General features: G+C 72.8%; 22 protein-coding genes. 20 read left to right on the top strand and 2 right to left on the bottom strand.

From position 1 onward, the window contains the following. The first annotated feature begins 1 nt into the window (after position 1). From ACU4ZT_RS07080 to trmD, 3 genes are read left to right on the top strand one after another with little or no spacing between them, the layout of a single operon-like run. Entirely contained in the window at positions 2 to 238 is a 237-nt protein-coding gene (locus tag ACU4ZT_RS07080; protein ID WP_012038054.1) for an RNA-binding protein, read from the top strand. Continuing rightward, positions 216 to 902 (top strand): ribosome maturation factor RimM, encoded by a 687-nt coding sequence (gene rimM / locus ACU4ZT_RS07085; RefSeq protein WP_107490213.1) that lies wholly within the window; start codon positions 216 to 218, stop codon positions 900 to 902. The genes ACU4ZT_RS07080 and rimM overlap by 23 nt, the downstream gene beginning before the upstream one ends. Before the next feature lies 1 nt (position 903). Then, on the top strand, positions 904 to 1,590 hold the full coding sequence (gene trmD, locus ACU4ZT_RS07090) for a tRNA (guanosine(37)-N1)-methyltransferase TrmD (RefSeq protein ID WP_063072664.1): 687 nt from the start codon (positions 904 to 906) through the stop codon (positions 1,588 to 1,590). Between the two features lie 15 nt (positions 1,591 to 1,605). On the opposite strand, the gene map is transcribed toward trmD, so the two are convergent. Beyond that, a complete protein-coding gene (gene map, locus ACU4ZT_RS07095; RefSeq protein ID WP_270980390.1) occupies positions 1,606 to 2,373 on the bottom strand; it encodes a type I methionyl aminopeptidase in 768 nt (255 codons plus the stop codon). A 70-nt stretch (positions 2,374 to 2,443) separates the two neighbouring features. Here map and ACU4ZT_RS07100 point away from each other — a divergent pair, with 70 nt between their 5' ends. The 9 genes from ACU4ZT_RS07100 to ACU4ZT_RS07140 all read left to right on the top strand — a co-directional run bounded on the left by ACU4ZT_RS07100 (position 2,444) and on the right by ACU4ZT_RS07140 (position 9,909). Then, complete coding sequence (locus ACU4ZT_RS07100) at positions 2,444 to 2,935, top strand: hypothetical protein (protein ID WP_414748040.1); 492 nt, start codon at positions 2,444 to 2,446, stop codon at positions 2,933 to 2,935. Between the two features lie 172 nt (positions 2,936 to 3,107). Further along, complete coding sequence (rplS, locus tag ACU4ZT_RS07105) at positions 3,108 to 3,452, top strand: 50S ribosomal protein L19 (protein WP_063072667.1); 345 nt, start codon at positions 3,108 to 3,110, stop codon at positions 3,450 to 3,452. A gap of 66 nt (positions 3,453 to 3,518) precedes the next feature. Next, the gene (gene lepB, locus ACU4ZT_RS07110; RefSeq protein ID WP_063072668.1) at positions 3,519 to 4,271 is read left to right on the top strand and encodes a signal peptidase I; all 753 of its coding nucleotides are present in this window, start codon (positions 3,519 to 3,521) and stop codon (positions 4,269 to 4,271) included. Beyond that, positions 4,271 to 4,930 carry a ribonuclease HII gene (locus ACU4ZT_RS07115; protein WP_445338522.1) on the top strand — a complete coding sequence of 220 codons (660 nt, stop codon included), beginning with the start codon at positions 4,271 to 4,273 and terminating at the stop codon, positions 4,928 to 4,930. The genes lepB and ACU4ZT_RS07115 overlap by 1 nt, the downstream gene beginning before the upstream one ends. Positions 4,931 to 5,045: 115 nt before the next feature. Then, the gene (locus ACU4ZT_RS07120) at positions 5,046 to 5,369 is read left to right on the top strand and encodes a DUF2469 domain-containing protein (protein WP_063072670.1); all 324 of its coding nucleotides are present in this window, start codon (positions 5,046 to 5,048) and stop codon (positions 5,367 to 5,369) included. Positions 5,370 to 5,476: 107 nt separating this feature from the next. Continuing rightward, complete coding sequence (locus ACU4ZT_RS07125; RefSeq protein WP_445338523.1) at positions 5,477 to 5,833, top strand: YraN family protein; 357 nt, start codon at positions 5,477 to 5,479, stop codon at positions 5,831 to 5,833. Further along, a complete protein-coding gene (locus tag ACU4ZT_RS07130; protein WP_445338525.1) occupies positions 5,833 to 7,380 on the top strand; it encodes a YifB family Mg chelatase-like AAA ATPase in 1,548 nt (515 codons plus the stop codon). The genes ACU4ZT_RS07125 and ACU4ZT_RS07130 overlap by 1 nt, the downstream gene beginning before the upstream one ends. 119 nt (positions 7,381 to 7,499) lie before the next feature. After that, entirely contained in the window at positions 7,500 to 8,891 is a 1,392-nt protein-coding gene (gene dprA, locus ACU4ZT_RS07135; protein WP_445338632.1) for a DNA-processing protein DprA, read from the top strand. A gap of 88 nt (positions 8,892 to 8,979) precedes the next feature. Beyond that, positions 8,980 to 9,909, top strand: a complete 930-nt coding sequence (locus ACU4ZT_RS07140) for a tyrosine recombinase XerC (RefSeq protein WP_445338527.1) — start codon at positions 8,980 to 8,982, stop codon at positions 9,907 to 9,909. Positions 9,910 to 10,079: 170 nt separating this feature from the next. On the opposite strand, the gene ACU4ZT_RS07145 is transcribed toward ACU4ZT_RS07140, so the two are convergent. Further along, on the bottom strand, positions 10,080 to 10,475 hold the full coding sequence (locus ACU4ZT_RS07145; RefSeq protein ID WP_270980386.1) for a murein hydrolase activator EnvC family protein: 396 nt from the start codon (positions 10,473 to 10,475) through the stop codon (positions 10,080 to 10,082). Between the two features lie 633 nt (positions 10,476 to 11,108). Between ACU4ZT_RS07145 and ACU4ZT_RS07150 the strand changes: the two genes are divergently transcribed. The 8 genes from ACU4ZT_RS07150 to ACU4ZT_RS07185 all read left to right on the top strand — a co-directional run bounded on the left by ACU4ZT_RS07150 (position 11,109) and on the right by ACU4ZT_RS07185 (position 18,652). Next, positions 11,109 to 12,566, top strand: a complete 1,458-nt coding sequence (locus ACU4ZT_RS07150) for a sugar porter family MFS transporter (RefSeq protein WP_063072675.1) — start codon at positions 11,109 to 11,111, stop codon at positions 12,564 to 12,566. 226 nt (positions 12,567 to 12,792) lie between these two features. Next, the gene (rpsB, locus tag ACU4ZT_RS07155; protein WP_445338529.1) at positions 12,793 to 13,755 is read left to right on the top strand and encodes a 30S ribosomal protein S2; all 963 of its coding nucleotides are present in this window, start codon (positions 12,793 to 12,795) and stop codon (positions 13,753 to 13,755) included. Between the two features lie 110 nt (positions 13,756 to 13,865). Next, entirely contained in the window at positions 13,866 to 14,693 is an 828-nt protein-coding gene (gene tsf, locus ACU4ZT_RS07160) for a translation elongation factor Ts (protein WP_063072780.1), read from the top strand. A 155-nt stretch (positions 14,694 to 14,848) separates the two neighbouring features. Then, a complete protein-coding gene (pyrH, locus tag ACU4ZT_RS07165; RefSeq protein ID WP_063072677.1) occupies positions 14,849 to 15,565 on the top strand; it encodes a UMP kinase in 717 nt (238 codons plus the stop codon). 148 nt (positions 15,566 to 15,713) lie between these two features. Further along, positions 15,714 to 16,232 carry a ribosome recycling factor gene (frr, locus tag ACU4ZT_RS07170; RefSeq protein WP_063072678.1) on the top strand — a complete coding sequence of 173 codons (519 nt, stop codon included), beginning with the start codon at positions 15,714 to 15,716 and terminating at the stop codon, positions 16,230 to 16,232. Then, positions 16,233 to 17,273, top strand: a complete 1,041-nt coding sequence (locus tag ACU4ZT_RS07175; RefSeq protein ID WP_270980381.1) for a phosphatidate cytidylyltransferase — start codon at positions 16,233 to 16,235, stop codon at positions 17,271 to 17,273. It begins immediately after the preceding gene. A gap of 10 nt (positions 17,274 to 17,283) precedes the next feature. After that, on the top strand, positions 17,284 to 17,829 hold the full coding sequence (locus ACU4ZT_RS07180; RefSeq protein WP_063072679.1) for a DivIVA domain-containing protein: 546 nt from the start codon (positions 17,284 to 17,286) through the stop codon (positions 17,827 to 17,829). Between the two features lie 193 nt (positions 17,830 to 18,022). Continuing rightward, on the top strand, positions 18,023 to 18,652 hold the full coding sequence (locus tag ACU4ZT_RS07185; protein ID WP_254654591.1) for a lytic transglycosylase domain-containing protein: 630 nt from the start codon (positions 18,023 to 18,025) through the stop codon (positions 18,650 to 18,652). Positions 18,653 to 18,687 lie beyond the last annotated feature (35 nt).

Raw genomic sequence — 18,687 nt, forward strand, 5'->3', positions numbered from 1 at the left:
CATGCTCGCTCCCGCGCTCGCTCATCTGGTCAAGGGCATCGTCGAGCACCCGGACGACGTCTCCGTGACGAGCAAGGGATCCCCCCGCGGCGAGGTCCTCGAGGTGCGCGTGCACCCCGAGGACCTCGGCCGGGTCATCGGCCGCGCGGGTCGCACCGCGAAGGCCCTCCGGACCCTGGTGTCGGCTCTCGCCGACGGCCAGCGCGTCCGCGTCGATGTGGTGGACACCGATTCCTGAGGTCGAGGGCCGGGACCCCGCGGCGTTCCGCGTGGGTCGGCTCACCAAGGCGCACGGGCTCAAGGGCGCCGTGAAGCTCGAGCTGTTCACCGACGATCCCGCCAAGCGCTTCGTCCCCGGCGCCGAGTTCAGCCTGCAGGTCCCGGAGTCCTCGCCCTGGCACGGCCGCACCCTCACGCTCACCGAGCTGCGCTGGTACAACAGCCACCCCGTCGGCTTCTTCGAGGGCGTCGCCGACCGCACGGCCGCCGAGTCGCTCGCGAAGGCCATCCTCTGGATGACGCCCCCCGCCGACGAGCCCGCCGAGCCCGACGCCTGGTACGACCACCAGCTGGTGGGGCTGAAGGTCCTCCGCGACGGCGTCGAGGTCGGCACCGTCTCGCTCGTCGACCACTTCCCGGCGCAGGACCTGCTGCACGTCGACACGCCCTCCGGCACGGTCCTCGTCCCCTTCGTCCAGGCCATCGTGCCCTCGGTCGACGTCGAGGCCGGCACCCTGGTGGTCACGCCGCCGCTCGGGCTCTTCGAGGACGTCGCCGAGGCTCCGGAGCCTGCGTCCGACGCGCCCGCGTCCAATGCCTCCGCGAGCGACGCTCCCGCGGCCGGGCAGGGCGGATCCGAACCCGGCGCGGATCCCGCGTCCGAGGCCGACGACGCCCGCTGACATGCGGATCGACATCGTCTCGATCTTCCCGGAGTTCTTCGGGGTGCTCGACATCTCCCTCCTCGGCCGTGCTCGGCAGTCCGGCCTCATCGACCTGCGCCTGCACGACCTCCGCTCCTTCACGCACGACCGGCACCGCACCGTCGACGACACCCCGTACGGCGGCGGCGCCGGCATGGTCATGCGCCCCGAGCCGTGGGGCGAGGCGATCGACGAGGTCCTCGCCGACGACACGGATCCCGTCGTCATCTTCCCGTCGCCCGCGGGCGACGTCTTCACGCAGGCGATGGCGCAGGAGCTCTCCGCCGAGCCGCACCTCGCCTTCGGCTGCGGCCGGTACGAGGGCATCGACCAGCGCGTGGTGGACCACACCGCGACCCGCGCCCGCGTGCGGCTCGTGAGCCTCGGCGACTACGTGCTGAACGGCGGCGAGGTCGCGGTGATGGCGATGATCGAGGCCATCGGGCGACTGGTGCCGGGCGTCGTCGGCAACCCCGCGAGCCTCGTCGAGGAGAGCCACTCCGACGGTCTGCTCGAGCACCCCAGCTACACGAAGCCGCCCGAGTGGCGCGGCCTCGCCGTGCCCGAGGTCCTGCGCAGCGGCAACCACGGCGCCATCGCCTCGTGGCGGCGCGAGCAGCAGCTCGAGCGCACGCGCCGGGTCCGTCCGGACCTGCTGCCCGACTGACGGCCGCGTCGCCCGCTAGGAGCGCGCGGTGAGGATGAGCGGGCCGTCCTCCGTGATGGCGACCGTGTGCTCCATGTGCGCGCCACGGGAGCCGTCGACGCTCCGGAGCGTCCACCCGTCCTCGTCCGTGCGGATCTTGTCGGTGCTCTGCAGGAACCACGGCTCGATGGCGATGACGAGGCCGGGGCGCAGCGGCACGCCGCGGTTCGGACGGCCCTGGTTCGCGATGTGCGGGTCGCCGTGCATGGTGCGGCCGACGCCGTGGCCGCCGAAGTCGGTGTTGACGGAGTAGCCCGCCTCGGTCGCGACGGCGCCGATGGCCGCGGAGATGTCGCCGGTGCGGCCCCCGGGCTGCGCGGCGCGTATGCCCGCGTCGAGCGCGGCCGTCGTGACCTCGATGAGACGCACGTCCTCCGGTCGCGGGGTGCCGACGATGATGCTGACCGCCGAGTCGCTGACCCAGCCGTCCACCGACGCGGCGAAGTCGAGGCTCAGGAGGTCGCCGTCCTGCAGCCGGTAGTCGTGGGGGAGGCCGTGCAGCACGCCGTCGTTCACGGAGGTGCAGAGCACCTTCCCGAAGGGGCTCGCGCCGAAGGACGGGTGGTAGTCGATGTAGCAGGACTCGGCGCCGCGTTCGCGGATCATGCGGTGCGCCGCGCGATCGAGGTCGAGCAGGTTGACCCCCACGTCCGCCTGGGCGGCGAGGGTCGTGAGCACCTTCGCCACGAACTCCCCGGCGGGTCGCATCTGGTCCATCTCGGCGGGCGTTCGCAGTTCGATCACCCGATCGATCCTACGCGAGGGGCTCCGCGGAGCCTCCGCACCGCCCAGGTTCCGCTCCTACCATGGGGTCATGCAGCAGTCCCCGGCCCTCGCCCTCCGTCGCGCGCTGCACCGTTGGCAGCCCCTCGCCGTCGTCGTGCTCCCGGCGTGGCTCCTGGTGGGCTGGGCCGCCTTCGGCTCCGGCGGCTGGGAGCTGCTCCTCGTGATCATCGCGGCCGGGGCCCTCGGCGTCGCGCTCGTCGCGGGCCTCGGGCTGGTGCGCGCCCGCCGGTCGGTGCGCGAGTCGCGGGCCCTGTCGGCCCTCGACGCGGTCGCGCTGGGCGTGACCACGGTCGCGGTCATCGGCACGGGCACCTACTCCGTCGTGAGCACCTGGTGCGCCGTCCTGGCGGTGCTCTCGGTCGTCGCGCTCCTCGTCCTGGCCGTCCGCCAGCTGCTCGTGGAGACCCGGCAGCGCATGCAGGACGTCCTCTCCACGATCGAGCGCGACGCCCAGCCGCGTCCGCCGGAGTGGAAGGCCGCCGAGGGGCCGGACGCGGGCCGCACCATCCGCCTCGACTGATCCGCGCCCCCGTCGGCCCGGCGCTTTGCTTTCGACGCGCCCGAGGTGGCAGAATGAGCGATCGTGCCTGCCGCCGACCCTGCCACGGGGGAGTCGGCCACTCGTGCGGGCCGTTCCCCTTCCAGACATTGATGCGCAGTCGACCCGTGGCGGTTGCAGAGAGCGGTACACCATGCACATCCTCGATTCCGTCGACCAGGCGTCGCTGCGGTCGGACATCCCCGACTTCCGCGCCGGCGACACCGTCAAGGTCCACGTCAACATCGTCGAGGGCAGCCGCTCGCGCATCCAGGTGTTCCAGGGCATCGTCATCGGCCGTCAGGGCGAGGGCGTCCGCGAGACGTTCTGCGTCCGCAAGGTCAGCTTCCAGGTCGGCGTCGAGCGCACCTTCCCGGTGCACTCCCCGGTCATCGACCACATCGAGGTCGTGACGCGCGGCGACGTGCGTCGCGCCAAGCTCTACTTCCTGCGCGACCTGCGCGGCAAGAAGGCGAAGATCAAGGAGAAGCGCTCCTAGCGCATCCCCACCTGTCCTCCGACCGAGCTCCCGGCATCTACACTTGCCGGGAGCTCAGGCGGTTAAATGACAGATAGCACGACGCCCGCGGACACCAGGTCCTCGGGCAGGCACAGCGGCAGCGGGTCCCGAGGATGGAAGACGTTCCTCCGGGACGTCCTCGTCATCTTCGTGGTGGCCCTCCTCGTATCGGTCCTGATCAAGGCGTTCCTGATCCGGTCGTTCTACATCCCCTCCGCATCGATGGAGGACACGCTGCAGATCAACGACCGCATCGTCGTCAACCAGCTCACCCCGCGCCTCATGCCGCTGCAACGGGGCGACGTCGTCGTGTTCCGTGATCCGGGCGGGTGGCTCACGCCCTCACCCCAGGTCGACAAGCCGCCGATCGCCGCCGCGGTCGACTGGGCACTCACGACGGTGGGGCTGTCCGCGTCCGACAGCAACGACCACCTCATCAAGCGCCTCATCGGCCTGCCGGGAGACCACGTCTTCTGCTGCAACTCCCTCGGTCAGATGAGCGTGAACGACGTCCCGCTGGACGAGCCCTACATCAAGCTCGTCCCGGGCGTCACACGGGCATCCGACGTGGACTTCGACGTCACCGTCCCGGCGGACTCGCTCTGGGTCATGGGGGACAACCGCGGCAACTCCTCGGACTCCCGCTACAACCAGGAGGGGCCGACGAGGGGGTTCGTGCCCATCGACCACGTCGTCGGCCGCGCGTTCGTGATCACGTGGCCCATCGACCGCTGGACGATCCTGGGCGACCACCCCGAGACGTTCGGCGACGTGCCGGACGCGGTCCCCGCCGGCTGATGCCGGTCGCGGATCCGAGCCTCGACCTCGAGCGCGAGCTGCTCCGCGCGGGATCGGCGCTCGTGATCGGCTGCGACGAGGTCGGGCGCGGGGCCCTGGCCGGCCCCGTCGCGGTGGGCATGGCGGCCGTCGGCTACGACGCCGGCGCGTTCCCGGTGGGCCTGCGCGACTCGAAGATGCTCAGCGAGAAGCGCCGCGAGGCCCTGCACCCCCTCGTCTCCGCCTGGGTGCGGCACTCCGCCGTCGGCATGGCATCGGCGGAGGAGGTCGATTCGCTCGGCATCACGGCGTGCCTGGGCCTCGCCGGGCGCCGCGCGCTCGTCGAGCTGCACCACCTCGGCGTGCCCCTCCTCGACAGCGTCGTCCTCCTCGACGGGTCGCACGACTGGCTGACGCCCGCCCTCGCGCATCCGGTGCCGGTGCGGCTGCGCGTCAAGGCGGACCGCGACTGCGCCTCCGTCTCGGCGGCGTCCGTGCTCGCGAAGGTCCACCGCGATCGCCTGATGGCCGCATGGCACGATGAGTCGCCCGAGTACGGCTGGGCCGGCAACAAGGGCTACGGCAGCCCGGCGCACCTGGACGCGATCCGGGCGAGCGGGGCGTCGCCGATCCACCGGCGCACCTGGCTCACGGGCGTGCTGGCGGCCCCGGGCGTCTGAGCCCCGTCCCCTCAGGAGCGGATGCGGCGCACGGGTCGCGTGTCATGCGGCGCGGGCCCGGCGTCGGCCCCGGCCGGACGACGGTGGCCGCGGGGGCGGTTAGGATCGACGGACCATGGATGACGACGAGTTCGAGGACTACGACCGCGAGGTGGAGCTCGCGCTCTACCGGGAGTACCGGGACATCGTGTCCCAGTTCACGTACGTGGTCGAGACCGAGCGGCGCTTCTACCTCGCCAACGAGGTCGATCTCGTGCGACGCGACACGGAGCACGACTTCTACTTCGAGCTCACCATGACCGACGTGTGGGTGTGGGACGTGTACCGCTCCGACCGGTTCGTGAAGTCCGTCCGCGTGCTCACCTTCAAGGACGTCAACGTCGAGGAGCTGTCGGCGAAGGAGTTCGAGCTCCCCAAGGAGCTCGCCATCGACGAGTAGGGCGCGTCGCTCCCTCCCCAGGCGGGGGCTCCGCCCATCCGGCACCATCCCGTCCCGGACCACGTCCGTCTCCGCGCGCATCGCGCATCCTCTTCGCGGAGGTGCCCATGACACGCACGCAGGACCTGGGACGACGCGGCGAGGAGCTCGCCGCACGGCATCTGATCGAACGGGGGTACACCCTCGTCGAGCGCAACTGGCGGTGCCGCGAGGGGGAGATCGACCTCGTCATGCGCCACGCGGGCACCACGGTGCTCGTGGAGGTGAAGACCCGCGCGGGCCTCGGATACGGGCATCCTCTGGAGGCCGTGACGCGCGTCAAGGCCGCGAGGCTCCGCGTGCTCGCCGGGCTGTGGTGCCAGGAGCATCCCGATCATCGCGGCCCGGTCCGCATCGACGTGGTGGGGGTGGTGTGGCCTCCCGGCGCGGAGCCGACCGTCGATGTCGTGCGGAGCGCCTGCTGATGGCCGTCGGACGCACGCTGGCCGTCGCCCTCTCCGGCCTCGACGGGTCGCTCGTCGACGTCGAGGCGGACATCACGAGCCAGCTGCCCGGCTTCGTCCTCATCGGGCTGCCGGACGCCGCGCTCAGCCAGGCGCGGGAGCGCGTCCGGGCGGCCACGGGGAACGCCGGATGCGAGTTCCCGGTCCGACGCGTCACCGTCAACCTCTCGCCGGCCGTCCTGCCCAAGCACGGCTCGGGCTTCGACCTCGCCATCGCCCTGGCGGTCCTGGCCGCCGGTGGATCCGTGTCGGCCGAGTCCGTCGCCGGCACGGTGCACCTGGGCGAGCTGGGGCTCGACGGGCGGCTGCGTCCCACGCACGGCGTGCTCCCCGCGGTGCTCGCGGCCCGTCGGGCGGGATGCCGGCGGGTCATGGTGCCGCGGTGCCACGCCGACGAGGCCTCGCTCGTGCCGGACATGCGGGTGGTCGCCGTGTCCGGCCTGCGCGAGGCGGCCATCCACCATGGCGCGGAGCTGGAACCGGAGCCGGACGCCGGCGATGTCGTCCACGGCCCGCCGGCATCGGCCGCCGTCCAGCCGGGGACGGCCGATCCGAGGCCGTGCCTCGGGGACGTGGTGGGCAACGAGGAGGCCGTGGACGCGCTCGTCGTCGCGGCGGCCGGTGGCCACCACATGTTCCTGCTCGGGCCACCTGGCGCGGGCAAGACGATGCTCGCCCAGCGGCTGCCCGGTCTCCTGCCCGACCTCGACGAGGAGGCGGCGCTCGAGGTCGGCTGCGTCCGCTCCCTGTGCGGCGACCAGCTCGGCCCGGAGCTGCCCGTGCGTCCGCCGCTGGAGGCACCGCACCACACGGCGAGCGCCGCCGGCCTGGTCGGCGGCGGCAGCGGCCGCATCCGACCCGGAGCCGCCGTCCGGGCCAGCGGGGGAGTGCTGTTCCTCGACGAGGCGCCGGAGTTCTCGGGGGCGGTGCTGGACTGCCTGCGGCAGCCGCTGGAGTCGGGGGTCGTGAGCATCCACCGGGCCAACGGCGTCGCCCACTTCCCCGGCCGCTTCCAGCTGGTCATGGCCGCGAACCCGTGCCCGTGCGGGTCGTTCGGCGTGCCCGGCGCCGACTGCACGTGCCCGCCGCAGGCCCGCCGCCGGTACCTCGCCCGCCTGTCGGGACCGCTGATGGACCGCATGGACATCCGGCTCACCGTGCGCCGGGTCACGAGCGCCGTCCACCGAGCCGCCGACGGGGCTCCCCGCACGACCACGGAGTCCGGCCGTGCCCGCGTCGCCGTCGCCCGCGCTGCCGCCGCCGAGCGCTGGTCCGGGACGCCGTGGCGGCTCAACGCCCATGCGTCCGGGCCCTGGCTCCGGCGGGAGGCGGGCCTCGGCCGCGGGGCCACCGCCTCGCTCGACCGCGCCCTCGACCGCGGGCTCATCACCATGCGCGGCTACGACCGCGTGCTCCGCATCGGGTGGACGCTGGCCGACCTCGACGGCGCCCCGCGCCCCGATGCCGACCACCTCGGGCGCGCCCTCCTCCTGCGGGGCGCATCGTGACCGACGGCGGCGTGGACGTGGGCGCCGCGCCGGACGGCGAGCGCACCGAACCCCTCGCGGGCCTCGAGCGCGCGCCCGCACCCGGCGATGCACGGGCTCGGACGGTCGCGCGGCTCGGGATGTCCGCGGCGGAGGCGCGGGAGCTCGTGGCGGCCCTCCGGCCGACCGCCCCCACCGACGGCGTCGGCGACGGAGACGATGCGCCCGAGATCGTGGCGCGCTGCACCTGGTCCGGGATCGCGGAGCCGGGTGACCGCGTCGCCGGTGCGGTCGTCGGGGTCCTCGGGGCGGCGGGCGCCCTCGCTGCCGTGGTCGACGTGCGGTCCGCGGACGGGGTCGTGGGTCGCATGGTCGACGCCGGACTCGTCCTCGAGGCCGACGGCCGCGATGCGCTCGTCGACGAGGTGCGCGCCGCGCTCGAGCGGTGGAGGCCGCGTGTCGTGCGCACCGAGGCGATGGCCAGGCTGCACGCGGCCCGCGCTGTCGGCGCTCGGGTGCTCGTGCCCGGGGACCCGGCGTGGCCCGACGGCGCGGACGACCTCGGGCCGCATGCCCCGCTCGTCCTCTGGTGGACCGGCGAGGAGCGGGCTCTGGCCGCCCTCCCGAGATCCGTCGCGGTCGTCGGCGCCCGTGCCGCCACGGGGTACGGCGAGCACGTCACCGCCGAGCTCGCCAGCGGGCTCGTCGACCGCGGCATGGAGATCGTGTCGGGCGGGGCCTACGGCATCGACGGCGTCGCTCACCGAGCGGCCGTCGCATCCGGAGGCAGGACCGTCGCCTTCCTCGCGGGGGGCGTCGATCGCCTGTACCCGGCTGGGCACACGGAGCTCTTCGGCCGGATGCGCCGGGACGGGGCGCTCGTGTCCGAGCTGCCCTGCGGCGCCTCGCCCACTCGCTGGAGGTTCCTGTTGCGCAATCGGCTGATCGCCGCCGTCAGCGCCGCGACGGTGGTCGTGGAGGCGGGGGCCCGCAGCGGATCGCTCAACACGGCCAACCACGCGCTGGCGCTGGAGCGACCGCTGGGAGCCGTGCCCGGACCCGTCACGAGCGTCTCCTCGTCCGGCTGCCACCGGCTGATCCGCGAGTCCGGAGCCGTGTGCATCACCTCGGCGGAGGATGCGATGGAGCTCGTCCCGGCCGACAGGGGAGGCGCGTGGGAGGACGCGGGCGTCGTCCGGGCATCGAGACCCGATGACATCGCGCGGCATCCTGCGGGAGCCGCTGCCGGGCCCCGGACGTCCCCGTCGCACGCGCCGGCCCCGCGTCCGTCCGGGCCGTCTCCGGACGAGGCGGGACGCGCTCGGACGTCGAGCGCGGACGCCGTGGCCGACCCGCGGGTGACACGCGTCCTCGACGCGTTGAGCACCCGGCGAGCGCGGGAGACCTCCGAGGTCGCCTCCCAGGCGGGTCTGGGCATCGCGGAGACGTCGTCCGTCCTCGGACGGCTCGAGCTCGAGGGCCACGTCGCGCGTCCGGACGGGGGTTGGGTCCGTCGTCCGTCCTCGCGATGAACCGGGACCGCGCCGGATGCGGACGGGCGGCGCCCCTCGTCCGGCGCGGAGCGTCGGCGTGCGGGGGAGGAGACCATAGCCTTCGGGCATGGAGACGTCTCGGACCGGTCGCACGCCCCTCGAGCGGGACATCGACGGCTTCGGCGTCGCGCTCCGGCTGGAGCGGGGCAGCTCGGCGAACACCGTGCGGTCCTACGCGTCTGACCTCCAGGACCTGGCCGCGCATGCGGCCAGCCAGGGCGTCAAGGCCGCCGCCGATCTCGATCTCGAGCTGCTGAGGGACTGGATGTGGCGCGGATCCCAGGCGCGGCTCGCCCCCGCCACCCTCGCACGACGCTCCGCGGCCGTCCGGGGATTCTGCGCATGGCTCCTGCGGGAGGGGCGGATCGACGCCGATCCCGCGGCGCGGCTGAAGGCCCCCCGCGCCGGGACGCATCTCCCGCGCGTCCTCGCCCGCGAGCAGATGTCCGCCCTCCTCGACGGACTCGCCGCGCGCGCCGCGGAGGACGAGCCGGCTGCCCTGCGTGACCTGGCCGTCGTCGAGCTGCTGTACGCCTCGGCGCTCCGCGTGTCCGAGCTCATCGGCCTCGACCTCGGCGACATCGATCCGTCGCGCTTGACCGCTCGCGTCGTCGGGAAGGGCGACCGCGAGCGCGTCGTGCCGTTCGGCGTCCCCGCTGCCGAGGCGCTGGACGCCTACGTCACGCGCGGCCGACCGCATCTCGTCACCCCGCGGAGCGGCGACGCCCTCATGCTCGGCGCCCGCGGAGGGCGTCTCGGTCCGCGCGCCGTCTACGGGCTCGTCGCGTCGCTGCTCGAGGGCATCCCCGGCTCGGGGCCGCAGGGGCCGCACGCGCTCCGCCACACGGCGGCCACCCACCTCCTGGACGGCGGGGCGGACCTGCGCACCGTGCAGGAGATGCTCGGGCACGCCAGCCTCGGGACCACGCAGATCTACACGCATGTCTCCGTCGACCGGCTGCGCCGCAGCTACGCGGGTGCGCACCCGCGCGCCTGAGACGCGGCGGGCGCGTCTGCGGCAGCGCGTGGATGCACGCGTGCCCGCGTCGGATGCCGGAGCGGGGAGCGCTCGCGCGCGACGCGCCCGTCCGGCGGCGTCCGTCGCCGCGGGCCACCGGGCCGTCGCGGTCGCCTGGTCCGTGCGCGCCGATGCACGGGCCGGACGCTTCAGGGGTCCAGCGGCAGCAGCACCGCGTGGCGGAGCGACGCGAGGAGCAGAGCCGGATCCACGTACTCGCCGTGGAGCCGGGCCCCGAGGTGCACGCCGCCGTCGGGCTCGTGCCGGGGCGCGGCGGCCACGGTCCCGATGACCTGCCCGACCGACACGCGCTCCCCGGCGGAGACGGTCGGGACGACGGGCTCCACCGAGGACACGAGCCCGTCCGCGTGACGGATGCTGACGACGGGTCGATCGACGACGACGCCCGCGAACGACACCGTGCCGTCGGCGGGCGCCAGGACCTCGGCGCCCGGATCCGCGGCGATGTCGACGCCGCGATGACCGGGGCCGTACGCGGTGGCCGGCGGCGAGAAGGGGCGCGTGACCGTGTGCGGAGGGCGCACCGGCCACCGCCACCGGGGCGCCACGGACGACGCGGACGACGCGGACGACGCGGACGACGCGGATGCGCCGTCGGCGCCGTCGGCACCGGACCCGCGACCCGCGCTGCCGTCATCCGCGGCTACGGCTACGGCCGCGCATGAGGCCGCACCAACGGCTACGGCCGCGCATGAGGCCGCACCAACGGCTACGGCCGCACTTGAGGCCGCGCCTGCGGTCGGCGTCGTCCACCGCTCCGCGCCGATCGCGCGCATCGCGTGCGATCGCGGGACGGCCCCGAGCGCCACCGCCGTCTCGCTCGGGCAGGTGGGCCCCACGGCGAGGGCGCATGCGGTGGTGAGGGCGGCGACCACGACGCGGGCCGCCCGGACCGTCCCCCTCCGTCCCCGCCACGCGCCGCCGGCACCCTCTGCCAGCGCCACCCGATGCCCCGACGCTTCCGCCCCTGCCGATCCCACCCGTCCCGCCCGGTCCGCCCCTCGCGCCCTCGCCCGTCCCGCCTGTGCCCGCATCCGCTCCCGCCTCCCGCTCGTCGACGCCGCGCGCGCCGACGTCACGCGGTCCAGGATGCGGGCCCGCTAGCACGGGCGTCGCCGGGCGACCCGCACCGCGGAGAAGTGGCAGAGTGGTCCGTTGTGAACGAGACGACGACCCCCCGGGATGAGAAGAAGCTCCAGCGACGCGCGATCGGGTTGGCGGTCTCCGCCGCGGTGGGGGGCTTCCTCTTCGGGTTCGACTCCTCGGTCATCAACGGCGCGGTCTCCGCGATCCAGGGCCGGTTCGCGCTGAGCGAGACGCTCATCGGACTCGCCGTCGCGAGCGCCCTGCTCGGCTGCGCGCTCGGCGCCTACCTCGCGGGTCGCATCGCGGACCGCTTCGGACGGCGCTGGACCATGATCGCGGGCGCGTTCTTCTTCTTCATCAGCGCGTTCGGCTCCGGTCTCGCGTTCAGCGTCTGGGACCTCACCATCTGGCGCGTCATCGGCGGACTGGGCATCGGCATCGCGTCGGTCGTCGCCCCCGCGTACATCGCGGAGATCTCTCCGAAGCTCCTCCGCGGCCGGCTCGCGTCGCTCCAGCAGCTCGCGATCACGCTCGGCATCTTCACCGCCCTGCTCTCCGACGCCGTCTTCGCCGGGGCCGCGGGAGGCGCGTCGGAGGGCTTCTGGCTCGGCCTGGAGGCCTGGCGCTGGATGCTCCTCGTCTGCGCCATCCCCGCCATCGTCTACGGCTTCCTCGCCTTCCGCCTCCCCGAGTCGCCCCGCTTCCTCGTGGAGAAGGGCCGCAAGGACGAGGCCCAGGCGATCCTCGCGAGCGTCTGGAAGCAGGAGGACATCGACCGCGCCAGCCGCGACCTCGAGCGCCAGATCGAGGAGGACCGCGTCGCCAAGCGCACCGGCACGCTCCGCGGACGGAAGTTCGGCCTGCAGGGCATCGTCTGGATCGGCATCATCCTGTCCGTGTTCCAGCAGTTCGTCGGCATCAACGTGATCTTCTACTACTCCACGACGCTCTGGCAGGCCGTCGGCTTCGACGAGTCCCAGTCGCTCACCACCTCGGTCATCACGGCCGTCACCAACGTCGCCGTCACCTTCATCGCCATCGCGCTGGTCGACCGCATCGGCCGCCGCCCGATCCTGCTGACCGGCTCGCTCGCGATGGCCGTGTCCCTCGCCGTCATGGCCGTCTGCTTCAGCCAGTCCGCGACCGTCGACGGCGAGGTCGCCCTGCCGCAGCCCTTCGGCGTCATCGCGATCATCGCGGCCAACGTCTTCGTCATCGGCTTCGGCGCCTCGTGGGGCCCGCTCGTCTGGGTGCTGCTCGGCGAGATCTTCCCGAACCGCATCCGCGCGAAGGCGCTCGGCGTCGCCGCGATGGCCCAGTGGATCGCCAACTTCGTCATCACCGTCTCGTTCCCGGCGCTCTCCGCGTTCTCGCTGCCCTTCACCTACGGCATGTACGCGGCGTTCGCCGCCCTCTCGTTCGTCTTCGTGCTCATGAAGATCCCGGAGACCAACGGCATGTCGCTCGAGGAGGCCGAGACGCTCTTCGTCGACAAGCCCAAGAAGCGCAAGGACGCCGCGCGCCGCTGACCCGGCGGACCGCTCCGCGGGTGGTACCATCGACCAGCACCCGATCCAGGTCGGGTGACTACGCGTGCCCATCAGGCCTCCGCATCCACTCGGTCTCCTCCCGGCGATGATCCCTGTCGCTCGAGGAGCGGATGCGCGCCGGGCACCAGGATCAGCGGTCGTCCCGACCGCCGAGCGAACCGACGAGGCGCGCCGCGCGAGCGCGCGCCGGAACAGGAGTACGGCCATGGCCGTCGTCACCATCCGCCAGCTGCTCGACTGCGGCGTCCACTTCGGTCACCCGAAGACGCGCTGGAACCCGAAGATGAAGCGCTTCATCTTCACCGAGCGCTCCGGCATCTACATCATCGACCTCCAGCAGTCGCTGGCCCTCATCGACAAGGCCTACGACTTCGTCAAGGAGACCGTCGCCCACGGCGGCACCATCCTCTTCGTCGGCACCAAGAAGCAGGCGCAGGAGTCCATCGCCGAGCAGGCGCAGCGCGTCGGCCAGCCCTACGTCAACCAGCGCTGGCTGGGTGGTCTGCTGACCAACTTCCAGACCGTGCACAAGCGCCTCAACCGCCTCAAGGAGCTCGACCTCGTCGACTTCGACGACACGACGCGCGGCTTCACCAAGAAGGAGCTCCTCATCCAGCGTCGCGAGCGCGACAAGCTGGAGAAGAGCCTCGGCGGAATCCGCAACCTGACCAAGACGCCGTCGGCGATGTGGGTCGTGGACACCAAGAAGGAGCACCTCGCGATCGACGAGGCGCGCAAGCTCGGCATCCCCGTCATCGGCATCCTCGACACCAACTGCGACCCGGACGAGGTCCAGTACCCGATCCCGGGCAACGACGACGCGATCCGCTCCGTCGCGCTGCTGACGCGCATCATCGCCGACGCCGCCGCCGAGGGCCTCATCCAGCGCCACCAGAAGCCCGACGCCGAGGGCTCCGCGCCCGCCGAGCCGCTGGCCGACTGGGAGCGCGAGCTGCTCGAGCAGGGCGACGCCGCCAAGGCCGAGCTGCCCGTCGAGGAGAACGACGTCGACGCCGAGGTCTCCGCCAAGAACGAGGCGAAGTCCGAGGACGAGGTCCCCGCCCCCGTGCACGCCCCCGAGTCCGACGACGCCACCGAGGCGAAAATCGAGGCCGAGGCGACCGAGGCCGAGGCAGCGCCCTCCATGACGGTCCCTGTCTCCGAGTAGTCCGCCACACGCACCATCCCGACGGGCGGGCGCGGGGAACCGCGCCCGCCCGTCGGGCACTCACCACCGGGACACCCCCGGATCATCACCTACAGAAGGAGTCCATGAGCATGGCGAACTTCACTGCCGCTGACGTCAAGGAGCTGCGCGACCGCCTCGGCGCCGGCATGATGGACAGCAAGAACGCGCTGGTCGAGGCCGACGGCGACATCGAGAAGGCCATCGAGATCCTGCGCCTCAAGGGCCAGAAGGGCAACGCGAAGCGCGGCGACCGCTCCACCGCCGAGGGCCTCGTCGCCGCATCCGAGGAGGGCGGCGCCGCCACCCTCATCGAGCTCGCGTGCGAGACCGACTTCGTCGCGAAGAACGACAAGTTCATCGCGCTGTCCGAGTCCGTCCTCGCCGCGGTCGTCGCGGCCGGCGCGTCCACCGTCGAGGAGGCCCTGCAGGCCCCCGCCGGCGAGCAGACCGTCGACCAGCTCATCAGCGACCAGGCCGCCATCCTCGGCGAGAAGATCGCGCTCCGCCGCGTTGTCCGCCTCGCCGGCGAGCACCAGGAGGTCTACCTCCACCGCACGTCGAAGGACCTCCCGCCCCAGGTCGGCGTCGTCGTCGACTACTCGGGCACCGACGCCGAGACGGCCCGCAGCATCGCGCAGCACATCGCGTTCGCTGACCCGGAGTACCTCGCCCGCGAGGACGTCCCGGCGGACAAGGTCGAGGCCGAGCGCGCGATCGTCACCGAGATCTCCCGCAACGAGGGCAAGCCCGAGGCCGCCCTGCCGAAGATCATCGAGGGTCGCCTCACCGGCTTCTTCAAGCAGGTCGCGCTCCTCGAGCAGGACTACGCGAAGGACAACAAGCAGTCGGTCAAGAAGGTCGTCGAGGCCGCGGGCCTCACGATCACGGGCTTCGCCCGCTTCAAGGTCGGCGCGTAGCACCACCACGGGGAGCCCGGGTCATCGCGACCCGGGCTCCCTTCGCCATGCCCGGGCCCGGACGGCGGCGTGATCCGCCGTCGTCCCCACCCTGGCGCCACAGTAGATTGGACCGGGGCCTGATGCGGCTCCGACCGAGGGACGGGAACAGCACCATGACCGATCAGACCACCAGGCGCCGCGTCCTCCTCAAGCTCTCGGGGGAGTCCTTCGGCGGCGGCCAGATGGGCGTCGACCCGGACGTCGTGAGCGCCCTGGCGCGCGAGATCGCGGAGGCGGCCGAGACCGTCGAGGTCGCCATCGTCGTCGGCGGCGGCAACTTCTTCCGCGGCGCGCAGCTCTCGCAGCGGGGCATGGACCGAGGCCGTGCCGACTACATGGGCATGCTCGGAACCGTGATGAACGCCCTCGCCCTCCAGGACTTCCTCGAGCAGGCCGGTGCGGCGACGCGCGTGCAGTCCGCCATCTCGATGACCCAGGTCGCCGAGCCCTACATCCCGCGTCGCGCGGAGCGCCACCTCGAGAAGGGCCGCATCGTCATCTTCGGCGCCGGAGCGGGTCTGCCGTACTTCTCCACCGACACGGTCGCCGCCCAGCGCGCGCTGGAGATCCAGGCCGTCGAGGTGCTCGTCGCCAAGAACGGCGTCGACGGCGTCTACACGGGGGACCCGCGCACGGATCCGTCCGCCACGCTCCTCGACACGCTCACCTACCAGGACGCGCTCCAGCAGGGGCTCAAGGTCGTCGACTCGACCGCGTTCTCCCTCTGCATGGACAACGACATGAAGATGGTGGTCTTCGGCATGGAGCCCGGCGGCAACGTCACGCGCGCCATCCGGGGCGAGCGCATCGGCACCATCGTCTCCAACTGACGAGGTCGTCCGCCCGCCGGCCCCGCGGCCGCGCCGGGCGGGATGGCCTCCCCATCCGCGTTAAGATCGATCGGGCGCCTGCCGCGTCCGCGCTACCGAAGGAGATCCCGTGACCGTCGCCGAAGTCCTCGCAGATGCCCGAGACCGGATGGGCAAGGCCGTCGAGTCGGTGAAGGAGGACTTCGGATCCGTCCGCACGGGCCGCGCCAACCCCGCCCTCTTCCAGAAGGTCCTCGTCGAGTACTACGGCAGCCCCACGCCGCTCGGCCAGCTCGCCAGCATGAACAACCCGGAGGCGCGGACGCTCATCGTCACGCCCTACGACAAGACGGCGCTCAAGGAGATCGAGAAGGCGCTCGTGAACGTCCCCAACCTCAGCGCCACCGTCGGCAACGACGGCGAGATGGTCCGCCTCACGCTCCCTGAGCTCACGGAGGACCGCCGCAAGGAGTTCGTCAAGATCGTCCGCGGCAAGGCCGAGGAGGGGCGCGTGAGCGTCCGCAACATCCGCCGCCGCTCCAAGGACGAGCTGGACGCGCTCAAGGGCGAGGTCGGCGACGACGAGGTGTCCCGTGGTGAGAAGGAGCTCGAGGCCCTCACCAAGACGCACACCGACCAGGTCGACGACGCGCTGAAGCGCAAAGAGACCGAACTCCTCGAGGTCTAGGTGGACAGCCCCGACGATCCCGCCGAGCGGGCGCCCGTCGTCCCGCCCGCGACGGGGCCCGGCGGCGCTCCGCGGATCCGGCGGCACCGCGGCCGCGTGACCCGCGCGGACTTCGAGGCGCAGGTGCAGGCGACGCGTGCCGACCTCACCGCCCAGGTGCGGGCGACCCGCGCCTCGCTGGAGGCGACGAACGACCGCATCAACGCGCGCACCGGACGCAACCTGCTGTTCGCCGTGTCCGTGGGCCTGCTGCTCGGCGGGGTCGTGCTCGTCAGCCTCGTCGTGGTGAAGGAGCTGTTCGTCCTGATCGCCATGGCGCTCATCGCGTTCACGGCGTACGAGCTGGCGACGGCCCTCCGTCAGGCCGGTCGGCGCGTGCCGCGCGTCGGGTCCGTGGTGGCGGTGGTCGCCTACCTGCCGCTCACCTACCTCTGGCGGCCCGACGGGCAGTGGCTCGGCTTGCTCGGCACCATGGCCGGCCTCGCCCTGTGGCGCGTCGTCGAGCAGGCGGTACCGGCCCGACGCACGTCCTCCCGGGCGCTCGCGGGCGACATCGGCTCGAGCCTCTTCCTGCTCGCCTACGTCGGCCTCCTCGGGTCGTTCGCCGTCCTGCTCACGGCCGAGGACGGCGGCGAGTGGTGGACGCTGGCGTTCCTCATCCTCGTGGTCTGCTGCGACACGGGCGCCTACGCGGCGGGCCTCAACTTCGGCAAGCACCCCATGGCCCCGACGATCAGCCCGAAGAAGACGTGGGAGGGATTCGCGGGTGCGGCGGTCGCGGCGGTCCTGGCCGGCGTCCTCGTCGCCGAGTTCATGATCCACCAGCCGTGGTGGTTCGGCGTGGTCATGGGCCTCGTCATCGTCGTGACCGCGACGATGGGCGACCTCGCCGAGTCGCTGATGAAGCGGGACCTCGGCGTGAAGGACATCAGCTCCTGGCTGCCGGGCCACGGCGGGTTCCTCGACCGGCTCGACTCGATCCTCCCGTCCGCCGCCGTGGCCTACGCGCTGTTCCTCATCGTCCAGGGCGTTCCCTCGTAGGATGTCCCGGATGACCACCACCTTCCCGACCGCCGGGCGCCGCGAGCGCGGCTACGACCCCGCGCAGGTCGACGCCTTCCTGCAGGACGCGCGCCGCTGCTACGACGACGAGGCCGACCGCTCCCTCACCTCGGAGACCATCCGCCGCGTGTCCTTCGACATGCGCCGTGGCGGTTACTCGGCTGCCGCGGTCGACCGCGTGCTCGAGCGCCTGGAGGACGCCTTCGCGGTGCGCGAGCGCGACCGCACGGTGGCCCGCGTCGGCGCGGACGCCTGGAACGCGGAGGCGCGACGGGCGGCGCAGGAGATCCTCGACCGGGTCAGCCGTCCGGCGGGGGAGCGCTTCGACCGGGCGGGGCTCCTCACGACCGGGTACGACCGCCGCGAGGTCGACCGCTTCGCGGACCGCGTCGCCAAGTACTTCCGCGGCACGAAGCCCATGAGCGTCGACGACGTGCGCACGGTGGCCTTCCACCCGCGTCGCGGCGGCTATCGCGAGGCGCAGGTGGACCTGCTCCTCGACGCGGTGGTCGACGTGATGAACGCCGTCCGCTGAGGCGACCCACGGTTCCTCCACCGCATCCGCGCCTGGCAGGACGCCCCCGATCCGGCTCTCGACTCGCCATCGAGGTAACGGATGGGTAAAGTCGAGCGGAGTTATGGGTAGACACGCGCACGACCTCGCCCCTCGCCAGCCGCTCACCGCCGCTCCGAGGCCCGTCCGCCGACGCCGATCGGCGTTCTCCCGTGTGGCGGCCCCCACCATCGCCTTCGGCGCGGCCGCCGCGTTCATGCTGGTCAACGTCGTGGATCCCACGTCGGGCGCGGTCGCGAACCCGCAGTACCAGGAGTACCAGGCCACGGTCGCCCAGCTCGCCCGGGCCGACGCCCAGACGCTCACCGTGGCGTCCGCGGAGACGACGGTCGAGATCGAGCCGGGCTTCCAGTCCGTCGCCCCGCCGCCGCCACCGCCCCCGCCCGTCGTCGCTCCCGCTCCGTCGACCGGCTCGGGATCGGGTACCGGTGCCAAGGCGTCCGGCGGGTCCCCGTCCTCCGGCGGACCGGTGGCCGTCCCGGATCCCGGCAGCGCGCGCGGCATCGCCCGCAGCATCCTCGCGTCGCAGGGCATGGGCGACGACCAGTTCGCGTGCCTCGACTACCTGTGGAACAAGGAGTCCGGCTGGCGCACCAACGCGTACAACCCGAGCGGCGCGTACGGCATCCCGCAGGCGCTGCCCGGCAGCAAGATGGCGTCCGCCGGCGCCGACTGGCAGACCAACCCCGCAACGCAGATCACCTGGGGCCTCGGCTACATCGACTCGCGCTACGGCACCCCGTGCGGCGCCAAGGCGCACAGCGTCCTGAAGAACTGGTACTGACCCGACGCCCGTCCGGATCCCGATCCGGACGGGCG

The sequence above is a fragment of the Clavibacter davisi genome (assembly GCF_052751415.1).